Below are 15,985 nucleotides of genomic sequence, written 5' to 3'. Positions count from 1 at the left end.
GAGGTCAGTCGACGAGGCGCGGCGGTCCGCCGCACAACGGCCGGGACACGCTGTAGAGGTCAGCGCCCGCGCCGGAGATGCCGAGCAGCCGCAGCAGCACACCGTCGAGGACCCCGTTGACCGCCCCCACGACCTGGGTGTTGACCGCGTTGGTGACGCCGTTCAGGGCGGTGGTGACCGTGGCTCCCACCCCGCCCAGCGGTGCCGGCAGGCTCGCCAGGTCGGCGAGGTTGCCGGTCAGCAGCACACCGCCGTTGGTGCCCGGGGGGGCCTGCACGGCGTTGGACGTCCAGCCGTTGCTCGGGCCCGTGCCGGGGTTGGTCGGACCCCACCGCCAGCCCAGGACGGGGAGCCCCAGCAGGGTGACCTGGCGGCTGCGCCACTCGTAGGCCAGCCGGACGGTGACCCGGCCGCTGAGGAAGGTGGACGGCAGGCCGACCGAGCCGAGCTTCAGCGCCTGCGGGGACGACGGCACCTTGACGGGCGAGCCGGTCCGGTCGTTGGTCGGGCTGACGAGCCGGGCGTCGTCGTTGCCCGTCGTGCCGGGTGACGTCGCTCCGAGGTCCACCCCCACCTCGGACACGTCGACCGTGACCCGGTAGTTGCGGTACTCGTACTGGGTGCCACCGAGGATGCCGGTGAGCAGGCCCGGCAGGTTGAGGACGTTGCCGACCAGGTTCTGGAGCGGTCCGGGAAGGACGTTCTGCAGGTTGAGCGAGACCGACCCGGACACCCGCACGGGCACCTGCAGCTGGACCCCGAGCAGTCCGCTGCGGACGTTGACCGTGATCTGGTCCGGTGGCCCGCAGCTGTCGACCGACGTCAGCACGCCCTTGGCGTTGCCGACACCGCCCGTGAGCGAGATCGGCCCGACGACGGCGTTGATGCCGCCGCTGACGAGGGGGTCGGTGGAGGAGAACAGCGGCAGCGTCTTCTGGTCGACGCGCAGCTCCAACCGGACCTGGGACTGACGGGCGCACGCACCGCCACCAGCAGTCACGACCTCGCACTCGTCGGAGGGGTCGGGCCACGTCGTGCCGCACGCGTACCGCGGCCCCTGGACCGCGGTCAGCGACAGCGACGCCGTCCCGAGGCCGACGGCGCTGAGGTCCACCGGCACGCGGGTGTCGAGGAGGCTGCTCTTGTTGGCCAGCGACAGCGACGCGCCGATGAGCTCGAGCACGTTGACCTTGCTGGCCAGGGCGGCGGTGTTGCCCGCGTCGACGCTCACCACGTCGGCGACCTCGACCAGGGTGTCGAGGTCGAGGCCCGCGGACGGCGCGAGCAGCCCTCGCAGCACGGAGGCCGCCACGGCGGAGGACGACCCGCCCTCGCCGTACTGCAGGGCGTACGCCGTCGCGCTGACCAGGTCGCCCACGCGGACCCCGCTCGGGGCCAGCAGGGCCTCGGTGGTGCCGATGCTGGGAGCCGCGGCGACGTCGAACAGGGACACCGAGGCCGCCGCCAGGTTGCGGTAGCTGACCAGGTCGAGGGTGGTCTCGAGCCCCAGCAGGTCGGCGAGGGGCGCGAGGGCCGAGTCACCCAGGTCGAGCGCAGCGGTGAAGGAGCCGATCTCGAAGCACCCGGCGTCCTCGGTCTGCTGCCCCACGGCCTCGCGCTGCGCGCTGCCGCTGTCCATCACGCCGAACGCGAACGCGACGTCCGTGCGCGCGGTGACCCGCACGGCGGTCGGGACGAACCCCGGGTCGGTGCTCTCCATGAACTCGCCGTCGACGCCGACCTCGCCGAGGTCGACGTCGAGGGTCGGGGTCGACCCGAGGGTGTCCTGGTTGCGGTCGCGGCTCTCGGCGGCGAGCCGGTCGATCGTGGGGCTGGCCTGCTGGAAGCTGGAGACCGTGCGCTCGCCCAGCTCGCGGGACAGGTCGAGGGCCACGACGTCGGCCAGGGACTGCATGTCGGTGCGCGCCACGCGCTGCATGCCGATGTCGACGGCCAGCGCCGCGACGATGACCACGACCACGACCATCAGCCCCGCGACCACGGCGACGGCTCCTCGCTCGTCGCGACGGCGTCGGCGCGCGGCGAGCGAGCCCCGGAGACGGGCTCGCATCAGCTGACCCGTGCCTGGGCGGAGTAGGACAGCGTCTCCGGGATGACGACCCCCACACCCGGGAAGTTCGGCACGAGCGGGAAGTCGCGGTAGCGGTAGGTGACCGTGACCGTCACGCACTGGACGCCGGCCGCCGCGGCCGGGGTGCACGGACCGGGACTGGTGACCGAGCAGTCTCCCGCGTCGGCGCCGTCGACGACCACGTTGCCGGAGTCACAACGCACGTCGAAGGCCGAGAGCGCCTCCTGGACCGCGGCGTACCCCTCGGACTTCCGCTTGCTGGGGTCGATGGTCACCGCAGCGGCCCGAGCGCCCTCTGTGGCCGCCTGGCTCATGCTCTGGCGGAAGCTGAGCATCATCCCGTAGCTGATGATGCCGAGCAGGAGCAGCAGCAGGAACGGCACGACGAGCGCGAACTCCAGCGCCGCGGCCCCGCGGTCCCTGTCTCGCCCGCGCGCGCGCCGACCTCGTCGTCCCACCATGACCCCGTGCCCTGTCCCCACGCAGATATGACTCGTCGCCCCCGACCGCGGTCACGAGACCGCCGGGTCCGAGGGTAGGTCGGCGCGAGGCCCCCACGGGAGGGACTAGACCCAGAAATGGCCGATCGGAGGAGGGCGACGGCCCGGGGGGACCAGGCTCCTGGCGCAGCTGTCGGTCAGGGCTTGGGCGGGTCGACGTCGGCCTGCTGGAGCTCCTCGACGTTGACGTCCTTGAAGGTCAGCACCTTGACGTTCTTGGCGAACCGGGCGGGCCGGTACATGTCCCACACCCAGGCGTCGGACATCGAGACCTCGAAGAACACGTCGTCGGCCTCGGTGCGGGCCTTCACGTCGACCTGGTTGCACAGGTAGAAGCGACGGTCGGTCTCGACGACGTACTTGAAGATGCCGACGACGTCGCGGTACTCGCGGTAGAGCGTGAGCTCCTGCTCGGTCTCGTAGGCCTCGAGCTCCTCGGCACTCATGGGGCGAGCCTAGGCCCCGGGCGGTGGCCGGGCCACGGGGGTGGACCGCACGCTCGGCCTGCTGCGGGACCCTGGGCTGGTGGCCGGCACGCACGACGAGCAGCACCTCGACCCCCAGGGTCCGCCGCTCGACGGTCCGGCCTGGACCCACCAGCACTGGCGCGACCTGACCTACCTGCACTGGCGGGTCGACCCCGACCGCGTGGCCCCGCTCCTCCCCCGCGGCACTCGTCCCGACGTGCACGACGGCGCCACCTGGGTCGGGTTGATCCCGTTCACCCTCGCCGAGGGCGCGCTGGGCGGGCGGACGCCGGGAGTGCCCTACCTCGGCACGTTCCTCGAGACCAACGTGCGGCTCTACTCGATCGACGACGACGGTCGCCGGGGCGTGGTGTTCCGCTCGCTCGAGACCGAGCGGCTGGCCATGGTGGCCGCGGCCAACGCGGCGCTGCGGGTGCCCTACAAGTGGGCCGACATGGACCGCGTGCCCGGCCGCGACACCGCACTGCCCGCCGACCCGACCGGGACGACGATCACCTACCGCACACGGCGCCGCGCACCGGGGCGACCCAGCAGCGAGGTGGTGGTCGAGGTGGGGGCGCCCATCGCCGACCCCGACCCCCTGCAGCACTTCCTCAGCGCCCGCTTCGGCGCGCACACCCGAGCCTGGGGCCGCACGCTGTGGGTGCCCAACACCCACTCCCCGTGGCCGCTGCGCGAGGCCCGGCTGCTGCGGCTGCACGACGAGCTCGTCGCCGCCGCCGGCCTGCCGGGCGTCGCCCGCTCACGCCCCGAGTCGGTGCTCTTCTCGACCGGGGTCCACACCTGGTTCGGGCCGCCCGTCGTCGTCGGCTAGTTCCTCGGCCAGGCCCGGCAGCGGCGGCTCCAGGCCGGCCGCGCGGCGCACGTTGACGAAGCGCATCCGGTGCACCGGCGAGGGCCCGTGCTCGGAGAGCGCGGCGGCGTGCACGTCGGTGATGTAGCCCTTGTGCGTCTTGAAGTCGTACGCCGGGTGCTCGGCGTCGAGCCCGACCATGATCCGGTCGCGGGTGACCTTGGCCAGGACGGAGGCGGCGGCCACGCAGGCCGCGACCTTGTCGCCCTTCCAGACCGCGAGCCCGGGCGCGCCGAGCCCGTCGACCGGGAAGCCGTCGGAGAGCACGAAGTCGGGCCGCACCGCGAGCCGTGCGACCGCACGGCGCAGGGCCTGGACGTTGGCGACGTGCATGCCGAGCCGGTCGCACTCGTCGTGGGGCACGACGACGACGGCCCAGGCCAGCGCCCGCCGCACGACCTGGTCGTAGCAGCGCTCGCGGGCGGCTGCGGTGAGCAGCTTGGAGTCGGCCAGCCCCGGCACGATCCCGGCCCGGCCGGGCGGCAGGATCGCCGCGCCGGCGACCAGCGGCCCGGCGCAGGCACCGCGGCCGGCCTCGTCGACCCCGGCGACCAGCTCGGCGCCGTGGCGGCGCAGGGCGCGCTCGTAGCCGTAGAGGCCGGCGTCGCGGCGTACGGCGAGACCGCGGGGGAGGGTGCTCATCGGGGCGAGGCGGGCTCGACGGTCACTTCTCCGACGGTACGTCGGCCAGCTCGTCGGGCCGACCCACGAAGCCGGCGTGGCCCAGCGGCCAGGCGACGGCGAAGACCTTGCCGACGATGAGGTCGTCGTCGACGAAGGGGTCGCGGGTGCAGTCGACCTCGTCGGGCAGGCACAGGTGCACCGTGGAGTCGGCGGAGTCGGAACGGTTGTCGCCCATGACGAAGACCTCGCCGTCGGGCACCGGGCCCGCGGTCCAGTCGCACGGCACCATCGGTCCGTTGCACTCGACGTCCTCGGGGCGCGGGGCGATGTAGGAGTCCTCGTCGAGCGGGACGCCGTTGACCATGATGCGGCCCTGGTCGTCGCAGCAGGTGATGACGTCGCCCGGGACGCCGACCACGCGCTTCACCAGGTGGCCGCCCTCGGGGTAGAGGCCGACGGTCGACAGCAGGTCCTGCAGCGGACCGGGGTCGTCGTCCTCGGTGTTGCCGAGCCAGCCGCCCGGGTCCTCGAAGACCACGATGTCGCCGCGCTCGGGCTCGCCGCCGAACCAGTAGGAGACCTTCTGGACCAGGATCCGGTCGTTCTCCACCAGCCCCGGCTCCATCGAGGCCGACGGGATGTAGAACGCCTGCAGGAACAGCGCCTTGACCACGATGGCGAGCACCACGGCGAGGGCGACCAGCAGGCCGAGCTCCTGCCACACGGGCAGCCGCTTCTTCTCCCGGGTCCCCTCGGCGTCGGCGCTCGCCCCGCCCTCGGGCTCGCCGTCGGCTCGGACGGCCGCGTCGGGAGAGGTCTCGTCGACCGGCGCCTCGTCGGCGCCGGTCGACACGGATCCGCGTCCCCGGGCAGGCCCGGGACGCTCGTCGTCGCTGCTCACGCGCAGAGTGTAGGAACCGCGGAGGCGAATCGCGTGGAGACGCGACTCACGCCTCGCGGCGCTCCTTGATCTTGGCGGCCTTGCCGCGCAGGTTGCGCAGGTAGTACAGCTTGGCGCGGCGCACGTCGCCGCGGGTCACGACCTCGATCTCCTCGAAGATCGGGCTGTTGAGCGGGAAGGTGCGCTCGACACCGACACCGAAGGAGACCTTGCGGACGGTGAAGGTGCGGCCGATGCCGGAGCCGTGGATGCGGATCACCACGCCCTGGAAGACCTGGACGCGGGAGCGGTTGCCCTCGACGACCTTGACGTGGACCTTGATGGTGTCGCCCGCGCGGAAGGCGGGGACGTCGTCACGCTTCTGGGCGGCGCCCAGCTCGGCGATGAGGTTGTTCATGGGTTCTCCTCGCGGGTGCCACAGGTCAGCCGCGGAACGGAAGGGTGTTCACGTGTGGGTGCTGCAGGCCAGGACCGTGGTGGCCGGCGGCGTGAGGCGTCCCCTGTGGCAGGCGCTCGACGCAATCCCCCCGGACCACCTGAGAAGACAGGCGCCGGAGCGGACCTTCGGCCGGTCGTGACCGGTGGTCGAGTTTGCCACAGGCGGTTCAGGCCCGGCGAATCCGCTTGACGAGCACCACGGGACCCGACGGGCCGTCGAGCACCTCCCGCACCCGGAAGCCCGCCTTCTTGTACATGCGGAGGTTGTCGACGCTGTGCTTGCCGGTCAGCAGCCGGTACGCCGACGCCTCGGCCGGGGCGACCGCCTGCGCGTGCTCGAGCAGGGCCCGGCCCAGTCCCCGACCGCGCTGGTCGGGAGCCACCATCAGCCGGCCGATGTCCCACTCGGACCCGTCGAGCCGACCCCGGACCGAGCCCACGAGCCGGCCGGCGACGCGCACCACGTAGGTGTCCCAGGTCGCGATCGAGGCGAGCACGTCGTCGAGGTCCTCGTGCAGCGGGGGGATGGTCAGGTCGCCGTTGACCAGCGCCTCGCGCACCCAGCACGCCAGCTGGAGGGTCAGCACCTCCGCGGCGTCGGCACGGGTCGCCCGGACGACCTCCCACTCGCCCGCCACCGCGCTGGCGTGCAGCAGGTCGGGGCGGCGGGCCGCGGTGCGGCGCACGGCCTGGTCGCGACGCCAGGCGGCGATCCGGGCGTGGTCGCCGGAGAGCAGCACCGGCGGGACGTCGTGGCCGCGCCAGGAGGCGGGCTTGGTGTAGACGGGGTACTCCAGCAGCCCGTCCTCGTGGGACTCCTCCACCAGCGAGGCGGCATTGCCCATGAAGCCCGGGAGCAGCCGCACGACCGCCTCGGTCACCGCCAGCGAGGCGACCTCTCCCCCGTTGAGCACGTAGTCGCCGAGGCTCAGCTCGACCACCTCGGCCCGGGTCGCGGCGTGGTCGAGGACCCGTTGGTCGATGCCCTCGTAGCGGCCGCAGGCGAAGACGAGGTGCTCGCGGGTCGCGAGGTCGCGGGCCTGGGCCTGGGTCAGCGGCCGTCCCGACGGGGTCGGCACGACGAGCGTGCCGCCGTCGGGGAGGAGGACGTCGAGCGCCTGGCCCCACGGCTCGGGCTTCATCACCATGCCCGCGCCGCCGCCGTACGGCGTGTCGTCGACGGTGCGGTGGCGGTCGGTGGTCCAGGAGCGGAGGTCGTGGACGCCCACGGTGATGAGGCCGGCCTCGACGGCCTTGCCCGCGAGCGAGAGCTCCAGCGGGGCGAAGAAGTCGGGGAAGATCGTGACGTAGTCGAGGCGCACGGCGTGGTCCTCGGCCGCCTCAGTCGGGCAGCGGGGTGACGAGCCCCGGCCGGTCGGCGACGACCACCCGGCCGCCGGCCACGTCGACCTCGGGCACCAGCGCCGCGACGAACGGCACGAGGGTGTCGCGGCCGTCGACCGAGCGCACCTGCAGGAGGTCCTGGGCGCCGTGGACCAGGCCGGTGACCTCGCCGAGGAGGGTGCCGTCGACGTCGTGGACGGTCAGGCCGACCAGCTGGTGGTCGTAGAACTCCTCGGGGTCCTCCGGCGTCTCGTCGGCGGCGACCATCGCGTGCAGGACGACGCCCCGGGCGCCCTCGGCGGCGGTGCGGTCGGTCAGCTCGGCGAAGGTCACGAGCAGGGTCTGCTGGTGCCACCGCGTGCGGTCGACGGTCAGCGCGCGGTGCGCGAACGCCGACCCGCGGGGCGCCTCGGCGCGGAGCACCGCCCCGTCGGCGTACCGGCGGTCGGGCTCGTCGCTGCGCACGTCGACGGTGACCTCGCCGCGGATGCCGTGCGGCTTGCCGATGCGGCCGACCACGACCTCGAGCTCTTCCACGTCACTCCCTGTCCGAAAATCACGCTGACCCGTCGTAGATCTACGACGGGTCAGCGTGGTGGTGCGGTCTACCGGCGGCGGTCGACGTCGACGAAGTCGATGCGGGCGCCGCCCCGGCCGGCGAGGGCCGAGATGACGGTGCGGAACGCCGACGCGGTGCGCCCGCCCCGACCGATCACCTTGCCGAGGTCGTCGGGGTGCACCCGGACCTCGAGGATCGAGCCCTGACGCAGCCGCTTGTCACGCACGGAGACGTCGTCGGGGTGGTCGACGACCCCCCGGACGAGGTGCTCGAGCGCGTCGGCGAGCATCAGGCGCTCGGCTTGTCGGCGTCGGCCGCAGCGGTCTCGGCGGTCTCGGCCGACTCGGTCGCCTCGGCCGGGGTCTCGCCGGCAGGAGCCGGGTCGGCAGCCGCGGTCGGGGCCTCGGCCTTCTTCTCGGCCTTCTTGGAGGCGGCCTTCTTGGTGACGGCCTCGGACGAACCGCCGCCGGCCTCCTTGAGCGCCTCGTTGAAGATGTCCTGCTTCGACGGCTTGGGCGCCGCGGTCCTCAGGGTGCCGTCGGCGCCCTTGATGCCGCGGTGGGTCTGCCAGTCGCCGGTGATCTTGAGGAGCTTCTCGACGGCCTCGCTGGGCTGGGCGCCGACGCCCAGCCAGTACTGCGCGCGGTCGGAGACGACGCTGATGAAGCTCGGCTCCTCCTTGGGGCGGTAGAGCCCGATCTCCTCGATCACCTTGCCGTCGCGCTTCTTGCGGGAGTCGACGACGACGATGCGGTACTGCGGCACCCGGACCTTGCCCAGGCGCTTCAAACGGATCTTGACGGCCACGGTTGTGGTGTCTCCTCGGAAGTTTCGTGTGTCGGTGAGGGCGCGCGACCTGGTGGGGAACACGAGGTCGGCAACCTTCGGGGGCCCTGCCGCGTCTGGAGAGAGGGTCCGGACGCACGGGACTCAGCCGGGAAGTCTGCCAGACCCACCGGGGGCCACCCAATCCACGGCCGGTGCGCAAACCTATGTAAGTTGGTCGAGATTGTTCTCTCGGAAGGCTCCACGATGACCACTGCCCCCTCCTCCCTCCCCGGCCGCCGCTCGGTCCTGCTCGGCCTGGCCGGTGGCGGCGCCGCCGCCGCCGCCACCCCGGTCCTGACCGCGGGCGCCCGCGCCGTCGATCGCCCGGCACCCGCCCCGGCCGGACGGCCACCGGCGCCCGGCGCCCCGGCCCCTGCCGCCGGCCCGTCGGCCCGCCCGGTCTACCCCGCGGCGCGCTGCAACGTCGTCGTGGTCTCGATCGACGACCTCGGCTGGGACGACCTCGGCTGCTACGGCAACACGTTCAACGAGACGCCCCACATCGACACCCTCGCGAGCCGCGGCGTCCGCTTCACCCAGGCGTACGCCGCCGCGCCGCTCTGCTCGCCCACGCGCGCCGCCCTGGTCACCGGCCGCTACCCCGCCCGCACCGGCGTCACCGACTTCCTGCGGCCCGAGGACGCGGTCAGCAACCGATTCCTGTCCCCGCGCATCCCGACCGTGCCCGACTTCCTGCGACCCCGGGGCTACACGACCGGCCTCATCGGCAAGTGGCACCTCAGCGAGACCTACAGCGGCCCGTACGCCGACCGGCCCGGCAACCCCCTCGCCCACGGCTTCGACGACGTCCGGCTGAGCGAGGAGCGCTACATCGCGGGCGGCGACTACGTGGCGCCGTACTTCTTCCTGCCCGGTGCCGACGCCGAGCCCGGCGAGCACCTCACCGACCGGCTGGCCCGCGAGGCGGCGGACTTCGTGGCCGACCACGCCGACGAGCCGTTCTTCCTGCACCTGTCCAACTACGCCGTGCACTCCACGCTCGACCCGAAGCCGGGGCTGCTCGCGAAGTACCGCGCGAAGCCCGGTGCCGGGAAGCCCGGCCAGGTGCCGGCGCTGGCCGCGATGCTCGAGGACGTCGACGCCCAGGTCGGCACCGTCGTGGCGGCCCTGCGCGAGCACCGCGTCGCCGACCGGACGCTCGTCGTGGTCGTCTCGGACAACGGCGGTCCCGACCGGGCGGCCAACCTGCCGCTGCGCGGCGGCAAGGGCGTGCTCCACGAGGGCGGGATCCGGGTGCCGATGGTGGCGGCGTGGGCCGGCGGCCCGCAGCGCGAGGCCCGCACCGTCGACACCCCGGTCAGCACCGTCGACCTCCTGCCGACCGCGATCGAGCTCGCCGGCGGACGGCAGCCGCACGGCCGTCGCCGGGCCCTCGACGGCATCAGCCTCGCCCCGCTCGTGGCCGAGCGCCCGGGCACCGTCGAGGACCGCGAGGCGCTGTACTGGGTCTACCCCCACCACATCGGCCAGACCCACCCCCACGCCGCGGTGCGGGCGGGCGACCTCAAGCTCGTGCGGTCGCTGCGTGACGGGACCGACGAGCTCTACGACCTCGCCGCCGACGAGGCCGAGACCACCGATCTCGCCCGCACCCGTCGCGGCGACGCCCGGCGCCTGGGCCGGCTGCTCGACGCCCACCTGCGCGAGGTCGAGGTGCTGCCGCCCGCACCGTCGCGGTCGGCGTACCCCGGCGCGGCGACGACCGTCGACTGGTCGACCGCCGACGTGCTCGCGGTGCCCGGCACCAACGGCGCGACCGCCACCACGCGGGTCGCCGGCGACCGGGTCCGGGTCAGCGCGGGCAAGGTCGCCCACGCCCTGCTGCGCTCGCGCACCGCCCCGGCCTCCGACCGGGCCGCCGCGGTGCTCGAGCTCGGCGGGTTCAGCGGCATTGGTACCCAGGAGACGGCGTTCGTCGGCCTGGCCGTCGACGCCGCCACCTACCTGCTCGTCCGCTACCGCCACGACCTGCAGCGTGTCGGCTGGGACCTGCGCGTCGACGGCACCCTCCTCGACGGCGGCGCCGAGCCGCTGACCACGCTCGACGGCACCACCGACCTCTCCGCCCCCGGGTCGCGCCTGGCGTTCTGCCTGCGCGGCGCCCAGGTGGCGGCGTACGCCGACCAGGCGCGCGGCGCCGGCTGGGAGTTCCTCTTCCAGCTCGACACCGCGGGTGCGTTCGACCTGCGCGACCGGGCGCTGCGCGGGCGCACCCGGTGGACGGCCGGCGCGCGGGTCCAGGGCACCACGCTCGAGCTCGGGCCGCTCACCACCGGCGCCGCGCGAGGGCGCCGCCGGGCCCGCTGAGGCGTCCTCAGCGGATTCTTCGTCCTCGACCGCAACAACCTGCGGTCCCCGCTGCGTCGTACGGGCATGACCACCACCGACCAGCTCCTCGACGGCGCGATCGTCGCGGCGCCACCCGCACCGCCTCCGCCACCCACGCCGCGGCTCTCCCAGCGCCACCCGTGGCTCTACCCGTGGGCGGTGCGCGCCCACCAGGCCCGCCGCCAGGTGCAGTGGCTGCGCTCCGACGTCACCTGGGCGACCAGCCGGGAGACCACCGACCTCCCGGTGCGGGTCAAGCAGCACGGGTCGCTGCTGGTGCGCGAGCTGTCGGAGGACGAGATGGCGCTGCAGCACGGCAAGGTCACCAACCTGCGCCTCGCCTCCGCCCGCACCGACGGGATCGTGCTGCGACCGGGCGAGACGTTCTCGTTCAACAAGGTCGTCGGCAGCTGCACCGCCCGCAAGGGGTACGTCGCCGGCATGCGGCTCTCCAACGGCCGGGCCGCGCCGGGCGTCGGCGGCGGCATCTGCCAGCTGGCCAACCTGGTGCACTGGATGGTGCTCCACTCCCCGCTCACCGTCGTCGAGCGCAGCGAGCACTCCTTCGACCCGTTCCCCGACAAGGGGCGGGTGCTGCCGTGGGGCGTCGGCTGCTCGATCGTCTACAACTACGTCGACCTGGTCGTCCGCAACGACACCGACACCACCTTCCAGCTCCGCACCTGGGTGGGCGAGCGGCACCTGCGCGGCGAGCTGCGCGCCGACCGGCCGGTCGACCGCTCCTACCGGGTCGAGGCCCGGGCCGAGGGGTTCACGGCGTACGGCGCTGGCGCGGAGCGGCAGGTCTACCGGCACAACGAGATCTGGCGCACCGTCATCGACAAGCGCACCGGCCGCACCGTCGGCGAGGAGCTGGTCAAGCGCAACCACGCGCTCGTGACGTACGTGCCCGACGAGGCGCTGGTTCGGCCCGCCACCGAGCGGGCACCCCGGAGGGCATGACCCCGCCGTACGCCGCCCCGCCCCAGCCGCCCGCCGGCAAGCCCCGACCCCGCGCCCGGTGGTTCGGCGTCGGCGTCCTCCTGCTGGTCCTGGCGGCGGCGTCCCTGGCCGGGGGACTGTTCCTCGCCCTCGCTCCGCTGGCCCAGGAGGACGCCGTGGTGACCGTCGGCCAGGGACCGGTGATGGTCGAGGTGCCTCCGGGCGAGGAGCGTGCGCTGTTCACCGAGGACGGCCGGCAGGTCTCCTGCACGGCGACCGACGCCGACGGCGCCACCGTCGAGCTGCGCCCGGTCTCGAGCACCACCACCGTCAACGAGTGGACGGCCCGGGAGCGCTTCGACACCGGCGCCGGCGACGTCGTGCTCGACTGCACCGCCTCGGGCAACGGCACGGACGCCCGGGTGCGGATCGGCGAGGTCCCGTCGGGCGACCGCATCGCCGCAGGCCTCGTCCTGGCCATCGGCGGCTCGACCGTCCTCGGCCTGGCCGGCCTCGTGGTCCTCGTCGTCACCGGGGTCCTCTGGCTGACCCGGCCCGCACGCCCCTAGACCGCCTCAGACGCGGGTCGCCACCACCGCGCCCCGCAGCACGACGCACGCGGGCCGGGCCAGGGTGTCGAGGTCGACCCGCGGGTCGGCGTCGAGCACCACGAAGTCGGCCGGGGCGCCCTCGCCCAGCAGCGGCTCGAACCCGAGCCACCCCCGTCCGCGCCACGACGCCGCCGCGACCACGTCGGCCGCGGGCAGCCCCGTCGCCACCATGGCCGCGACCTCCTCGGCCAGGTAGCCGTGCCGGCCGGTGCCGCCGCCGTCGGAGCCGACATACAGCGCGACACCCGCCTCGTGCGCGGCCAGCAGGGTCGCCCGCCGCCGGGCGTGCAGCTCGGTCATCGTCTCGGCGTACGCCGGGAACTTGTCCCGGCCGGCGTCGGCGAAGCCGGGGAACTTGTCGGTCTGCAGCACCGTCGGCACCAGCGCGACGCCGCGCGCGGCCATCAGGTCGAGGTGGCGCTCCTGCAGGCCCGTGCCGTGCTCGATGCAGTCGATGCCCGCACCGAGGAGCCCGTCGAGCACGTCGACCCCGAAGCAGTGGGCGGTCACCTTCGCGCCCTCGGCGTGGGCCGCGTCGATGGCCGCGGCGAACGCCTCGGCCGGGAACGACGGCGCGAGGTCGCCGTCGTCGCGGGAGATCCAGTCGCCCACGAGCTTGACCCACCCGTCGCCGGCCCGGGCCTGCTCGGCCACCGTGCCGGCGAGGTCGTCGGGCTCGACCTCGTGCGCGTAGTGCCGGATGTAGCGGCGGGTGCGGGCCACGTGCCGCCCGGCCCGGACCAGGCGCGGCAGGTCGTCGCGCTCCTGCACCCAGCGGGTGTCGGCGGGCGAGCCGCAGTCGCGCAGCAGCAGCACCCCGGTGTCGCGGTCGGCCACGGCCTGCCGCTCGGTCTCCTCCTCGTCGACCGCTCCCCCGTCGTCCATGCCGAGGTGGTTGTGGGCGTCCACCAGGCCCGGCAGGACCCAGCCGCTCGCCACCGTCTCCGCCCCGGCCTGCGGCTCGTAGGTGACGCGGCCGTCGACGACGTACAGGTCACGGGTCTCCTCGCCCGGCAGGACGACCCCGGTGAACCGCTGCGCGCTCATGGTCAGACCCTAGGCCGGAGCTGACGGCTCAGTCGTCGAGCTCGCCGAGCAGCCAGGTCGGGCTCATCACCGTCGCGCCGTGGAACTCCACGCGCCCCATCAGGATCCGGTCGGCGGTGACCACGCTGACCCGGGAGCCGGCGACGGCGGCCTTCTCGGTCTCGGCGACGATCGTGTCGTCGCCGTTGCCGCCGGCGTGCACGGTGCGGACGTGGGCGTCGCGGCCCGCGCGCACGCCGCCCTTGGCCTGGCCCTCCAGCACGAGCACGACCAGGTCGTGCGGGAGCGCCGCGGTCATCAGCCGCTCGTGGAGCCGCTGGGCGGCGCCGGCGCGGTCCTTCCACCAGCCGTCGGGACGCGCCCCGACGACGTTGGCGCCGTCGACGACGAGGACGGTGCCGGGCGGGCGACGGGCCACGGCTTACTTCAGGAACTTCGAGAAGTCCTGCGGCAGCTCGAGGTTGGCCGCGGCCTTCTCGTAGTCGATGTCCTCGCCGGGGGTGCCGAACGGGTTGCCCTTGGCGGCCGCCGCCTTCTCCTGCGCGGCCTTGGCCTCCTGCGCGGCCTTGGCGGGGTTGCCCGAGCGCTGGCGGCCCTTCTTGGGCTGCTGCTTGCCCTTGCCGCGCTTGCCCGGGCCGCCGCCGGCGCCCGGCATCCCGGGCATGCCCGGCATGCCCGGCATGCCGCCGCCCCGGGCCAGCTGCTGCATCATCTTGCGGGCCTCGAAGAACCGGTCGACGAGCTGGTTGACGTCGGTGACGGTGCGCCCGGAGCCCTTGGCGATGCGGGCCCGGCGCGACCCGTCGATCATCTTGGGGTTGGCGCGCTCGCCGGGCGTCATCGACTGGATGATCGCCTGGATCCGGTCGATCTCGCGCTCGTCGAAGTTCTCCAGCTGCTCGCGCATCTGGCCCATGCCGGGCAGCATGCCGAGGATCTTCGACATCGAGCCGAGCTTGCGGACCTGCTGCATCTGCTGCAGGAAGTCGTCGAGGGTGAACTCCCCGCCCTGGCCCGACAGCTTGGCCGCGGCGGCGTTGGCCTGCTCGAGGTCGAAGGTGCGCTCGGCCTGCTCGATCAGGGTGAGCACGTCACCCATGTCGAGGATGCGCGAGGCCATCCGGTCGGGGTGGAACAGGTCGAAGTCGGTCATCTTCTCGCCGGCGGAGGCGAACATGACCGGGCGTCCGGTGATCTGGCGGATCGAGAGCGCCGCACCACCGCGGGCGTCGCCGTCGAGCTTGGTGAGGACGACGCCGTCGTACCCGACGCCGTCGAGGAAGGCCTGCGCGGTGACGACCGCGTCCTGGCCGATCATGGCGTCGACGACGAAGAGGACCTCGTCGGGCTGGACGGCGTCGCGGATGTCGGCGGCCTGCTGCATGAGCTCGGCGTCGACGCCGAGGCGGCCGGCGGTGTCGACGATGACGACGTCGTGCAGCTTGCGCTTGGCCTCCTCGATCGCGGCCCGCGCGACCGCGACCGGGTCGCCGACGCCGTTGCCGGGCTCGGGCGCGAAGACCGGGACGCCGACCCGCTCGCCGTTGACCTGCAGCTGGTTGACGGCGTTGGGGCGCTGCAGGTCGCAGGCCACCAGCATCGGGGCCTTGCCCTGGTCCTTCACCCACAGCGCGAGCTTGGCGGCCAGGGTCGTCTTGCCGGCGCCCTGGAGGCCGGCCAGCATGACCACGGTCGGGCCGCTCTTGGCGTAGCGCAGCCGGCGGGTCTCGCCACCGAGGATCTCGACGAGCTCCTCGTGGACGATCTTGATGACCTGCTGGGCCGGGTTGAGCGCGCCGCTCACCTCGGCCCCGCGGGCACGCTCCTTGACCTTGGCCACGAACTCCTTGACCACCGGCAGCGCGACGTCGGCCTCCAGCAGCGCGATGCGGATCTCGCGCGCGGTGGCGTCGATGTCGGCCTCGGAGAGCCGGCCCTTGCCGCGGAGGTTCTTGAACGTGTCGGCGAGGCGGTCGGAGAGGGTGGCGAACACGGCTGTCCCGTCGGTGGTCGTGGTGCGTGCTGTGCGCGGCGCGGGGCGCCGGGGCCCGGTCGGGTCCGGATGAACCGCCCCAGCGTAACGGTGCCCGGGTTACCGTTCAGGAGTGGTCACCGCCCTCGTCACCGTCGCCGCCCTGCTCGTCCTGAGCGTGGTCGCCGTCGTCGTCGGCCACCGCGGGCTGGGCAAGTCCGGACCCTCCTCGGCCGGGGTCGGCAACGCGTTCGGTGGGTTCGACGTCTTCGACCCGGCCCGGGCACGGATGAAGGAGGACCTCGACTCCAAGGAGACCGAGGGCGAGGCCTTCCCGGCCCCCGACGACGACGACCGGCCGGTGCGGGTCGACCTGCAGGCCGGCCGCATCCACATCAAGAAGACCCCGCCGGCCCCCTGAGCCGCCCCGGGGCGCC

18 protein-coding genes are annotated in these 15,985 nt (G+C 73.8%); 5 read left to right on the top strand and 13 right to left on the bottom strand.

The annotated features are described in order from the left end of the window. Positions 1–4: 4 nt before the first annotated feature. The 3 genes from FJQ57_RS15815 to FJQ57_RS15805 form a co-directional block, all read right to left on the bottom strand. Positions 5–2,071 carry a pilus assembly protein TadG-related protein gene (locus tag FJQ57_RS15815; RefSeq protein ID WP_139981996.1) on the bottom strand — a complete coding sequence of 689 codons (2,067 nt, stop codon included), beginning with the start codon at positions 2,069–2,071 and terminating at the stop codon, positions 5–7. Continuing rightward, complete coding sequence (locus FJQ57_RS15810; protein ID WP_139981994.1) at positions 2,071–2,553, bottom strand: TadE/TadG family type IV pilus assembly protein; 483 nt, start codon at positions 2,551–2,553, stop codon at positions 2,071–2,073. Before FJQ57_RS15810 ends, FJQ57_RS15815 begins: the two co-directional genes overlap by 1 nt. Positions 2,554–2,729: 176 nt before the next feature. Continuing rightward, positions 2,730–3,038: a DUF2469 domain-containing protein gene (locus tag FJQ57_RS15805; protein ID WP_139981991.1), complete on the bottom strand. Its 309-nt coding sequence runs from the start codon at positions 3,036–3,038 to the stop codon at positions 2,730–2,732. 79 nt (positions 3,039–3,117) lie between these two features. On the opposite strand from FJQ57_RS15805, the gene FJQ57_RS15800 reads away from it, so the two are divergent. Further along, positions 3,118–3,894 (top strand): YqjF family protein, encoded by a 777-nt coding sequence (locus FJQ57_RS15800; protein WP_139981988.1) that lies wholly within the window; start codon positions 3,118–3,120, stop codon positions 3,892–3,894. Here FJQ57_RS15800 and FJQ57_RS15795 read toward each other — a convergent pair. From FJQ57_RS15795 to rpsP, 7 genes are all read right to left on the bottom strand, one after another. Beyond that, a complete protein-coding gene (locus tag FJQ57_RS15795; RefSeq protein WP_139981985.1) occupies positions 3,823–4,575 on the bottom strand; it encodes a ribonuclease HII in 753 nt (250 codons plus the stop codon). The genes FJQ57_RS15800 and FJQ57_RS15795 overlap by 72 nt on opposite strands. A 22-nt stretch (positions 4,576–4,597) precedes the next feature. After that, complete coding sequence (lepB, locus tag FJQ57_RS15790) at positions 4,598–5,458, bottom strand: signal peptidase I (protein ID WP_246081843.1); 861 nt, start codon at positions 5,456–5,458, stop codon at positions 4,598–4,600. Between the two features lie 46 nt (positions 5,459–5,504). Beyond that, positions 5,505–5,855 carry a 50S ribosomal protein L19 gene (gene rplS, locus FJQ57_RS15785; RefSeq protein WP_139981982.1) on the bottom strand — a complete coding sequence of 117 codons (351 nt, stop codon included), beginning with the start codon at positions 5,853–5,855 and terminating at the stop codon, positions 5,505–5,507. Between the two features lie 208 nt (positions 5,856–6,063). After that, positions 6,064–7,218 (bottom strand): tRNA (guanosine(37)-N1)-methyltransferase TrmD, encoded by a 1,155-nt coding sequence (gene trmD / locus FJQ57_RS15780; protein ID WP_139981979.1) that lies wholly within the window; start codon positions 7,216–7,218, stop codon positions 6,064–6,066. A gap of 19 nt (positions 7,219–7,237) precedes the next feature. Then, positions 7,238–7,777, bottom strand: coding sequence for a ribosome maturation factor RimM (gene rimM, locus FJQ57_RS15775; protein ID WP_139981976.1), 540 nt, complete (start codon positions 7,775–7,777; stop codon positions 7,238–7,240). A gap of 68 nt (positions 7,778–7,845) precedes the next feature. Beyond that, complete coding sequence (locus FJQ57_RS15770) at positions 7,846–8,088, bottom strand: RNA-binding protein (RefSeq protein WP_139981973.1); 243 nt, start codon at positions 8,086–8,088, stop codon at positions 7,846–7,848. Then, the gene (gene rpsP, locus FJQ57_RS15765; protein WP_139981970.1) at positions 8,088–8,606 is read right to left on the bottom strand and encodes a 30S ribosomal protein S16; all 519 of its coding nucleotides are present in this window, start codon (positions 8,604–8,606) and stop codon (positions 8,088–8,090) included. Before rpsP ends, FJQ57_RS15770 begins: the two co-directional genes overlap by 1 nt. 225 nt (positions 8,607–8,831) lie before the next feature. On the opposite strand from rpsP, the gene FJQ57_RS15755 reads away from it, so the two are divergent. The 3 genes from FJQ57_RS15755 (at position 8,832) to FJQ57_RS15745 (ending at position 12,487) form a co-directional block, all read left to right on the top strand. Further along, positions 8,832–10,955 (top strand): sulfatase, encoded by a 2,124-nt coding sequence (locus FJQ57_RS15755; RefSeq protein ID WP_211348960.1) that lies wholly within the window; start codon positions 8,832–8,834, stop codon positions 10,953–10,955. A gap of 66 nt (positions 10,956–11,021) precedes the next feature. Continuing rightward, positions 11,022–11,939 carry a VanW family protein gene (locus tag FJQ57_RS15750; protein WP_139981967.1) on the top strand — a complete coding sequence of 306 codons (918 nt, stop codon included), beginning with the start codon at positions 11,022–11,024 and terminating at the stop codon, positions 11,937–11,939. After that, positions 11,936–12,487 carry a hypothetical protein gene (locus FJQ57_RS15745; protein ID WP_139981964.1) on the top strand — a complete coding sequence of 184 codons (552 nt, stop codon included), beginning with the start codon at positions 11,936–11,938 and terminating at the stop codon, positions 12,485–12,487. Before FJQ57_RS15750 ends, FJQ57_RS15745 begins: the two co-directional genes overlap by 4 nt. 6 nt (positions 12,488–12,493) lie before the next feature. Here the strand turns inward: FJQ57_RS15745 and FJQ57_RS15740 are convergent, their stop codons facing one another. Genes FJQ57_RS15740 through ffh form a run of 3 tightly spaced genes read right to left on the bottom strand, consistent with a single transcriptional unit; the run spans position 12,494 to position 15,569 of the window. After that, positions 12,494–13,576 (bottom strand): amidohydrolase family protein, encoded by a 1,083-nt coding sequence (locus tag FJQ57_RS15740; RefSeq protein WP_139981962.1) that lies wholly within the window; start codon positions 13,574–13,576, stop codon positions 12,494–12,496. Between the two features lie 28 nt (positions 13,577–13,604). Beyond that, complete coding sequence (locus FJQ57_RS15735) at positions 13,605–13,994, bottom strand: NYN domain-containing protein (protein WP_139981959.1); 390 nt, start codon at positions 13,992–13,994, stop codon at positions 13,605–13,607. Between the two features lie 3 nt (positions 13,995–13,997). Then, positions 13,998–15,569 (bottom strand): signal recognition particle protein, encoded by a 1,572-nt coding sequence (ffh, locus tag FJQ57_RS15730; protein ID WP_139981956.1) that lies wholly within the window; start codon positions 15,567–15,569, stop codon positions 13,998–14,000. A gap of 112 nt (positions 15,570–15,681) precedes the next feature. On the opposite strand from ffh, the gene FJQ57_RS15725 reads away from it, so the two are divergent. Continuing rightward, positions 15,682–15,969, top strand: coding sequence for a hypothetical protein (locus FJQ57_RS15725; protein WP_139981954.1), 288 nt, complete (start codon positions 15,682–15,684; stop codon positions 15,967–15,969). Positions 15,970–15,985: the final 16 nt, after the last annotated feature.

Origin of the sequence: Nocardioides litoris (genome assembly GCF_006346315.1) — a bacterium.
Taxonomy (GTDB): Bacteria; Actinomycetota; Actinomycetes; order Propionibacteriales; family Nocardioidaceae; genus Nocardioides; species Nocardioides litoris.
This window is presented reverse-complemented; position numbering and strand designations above follow the sequence as displayed.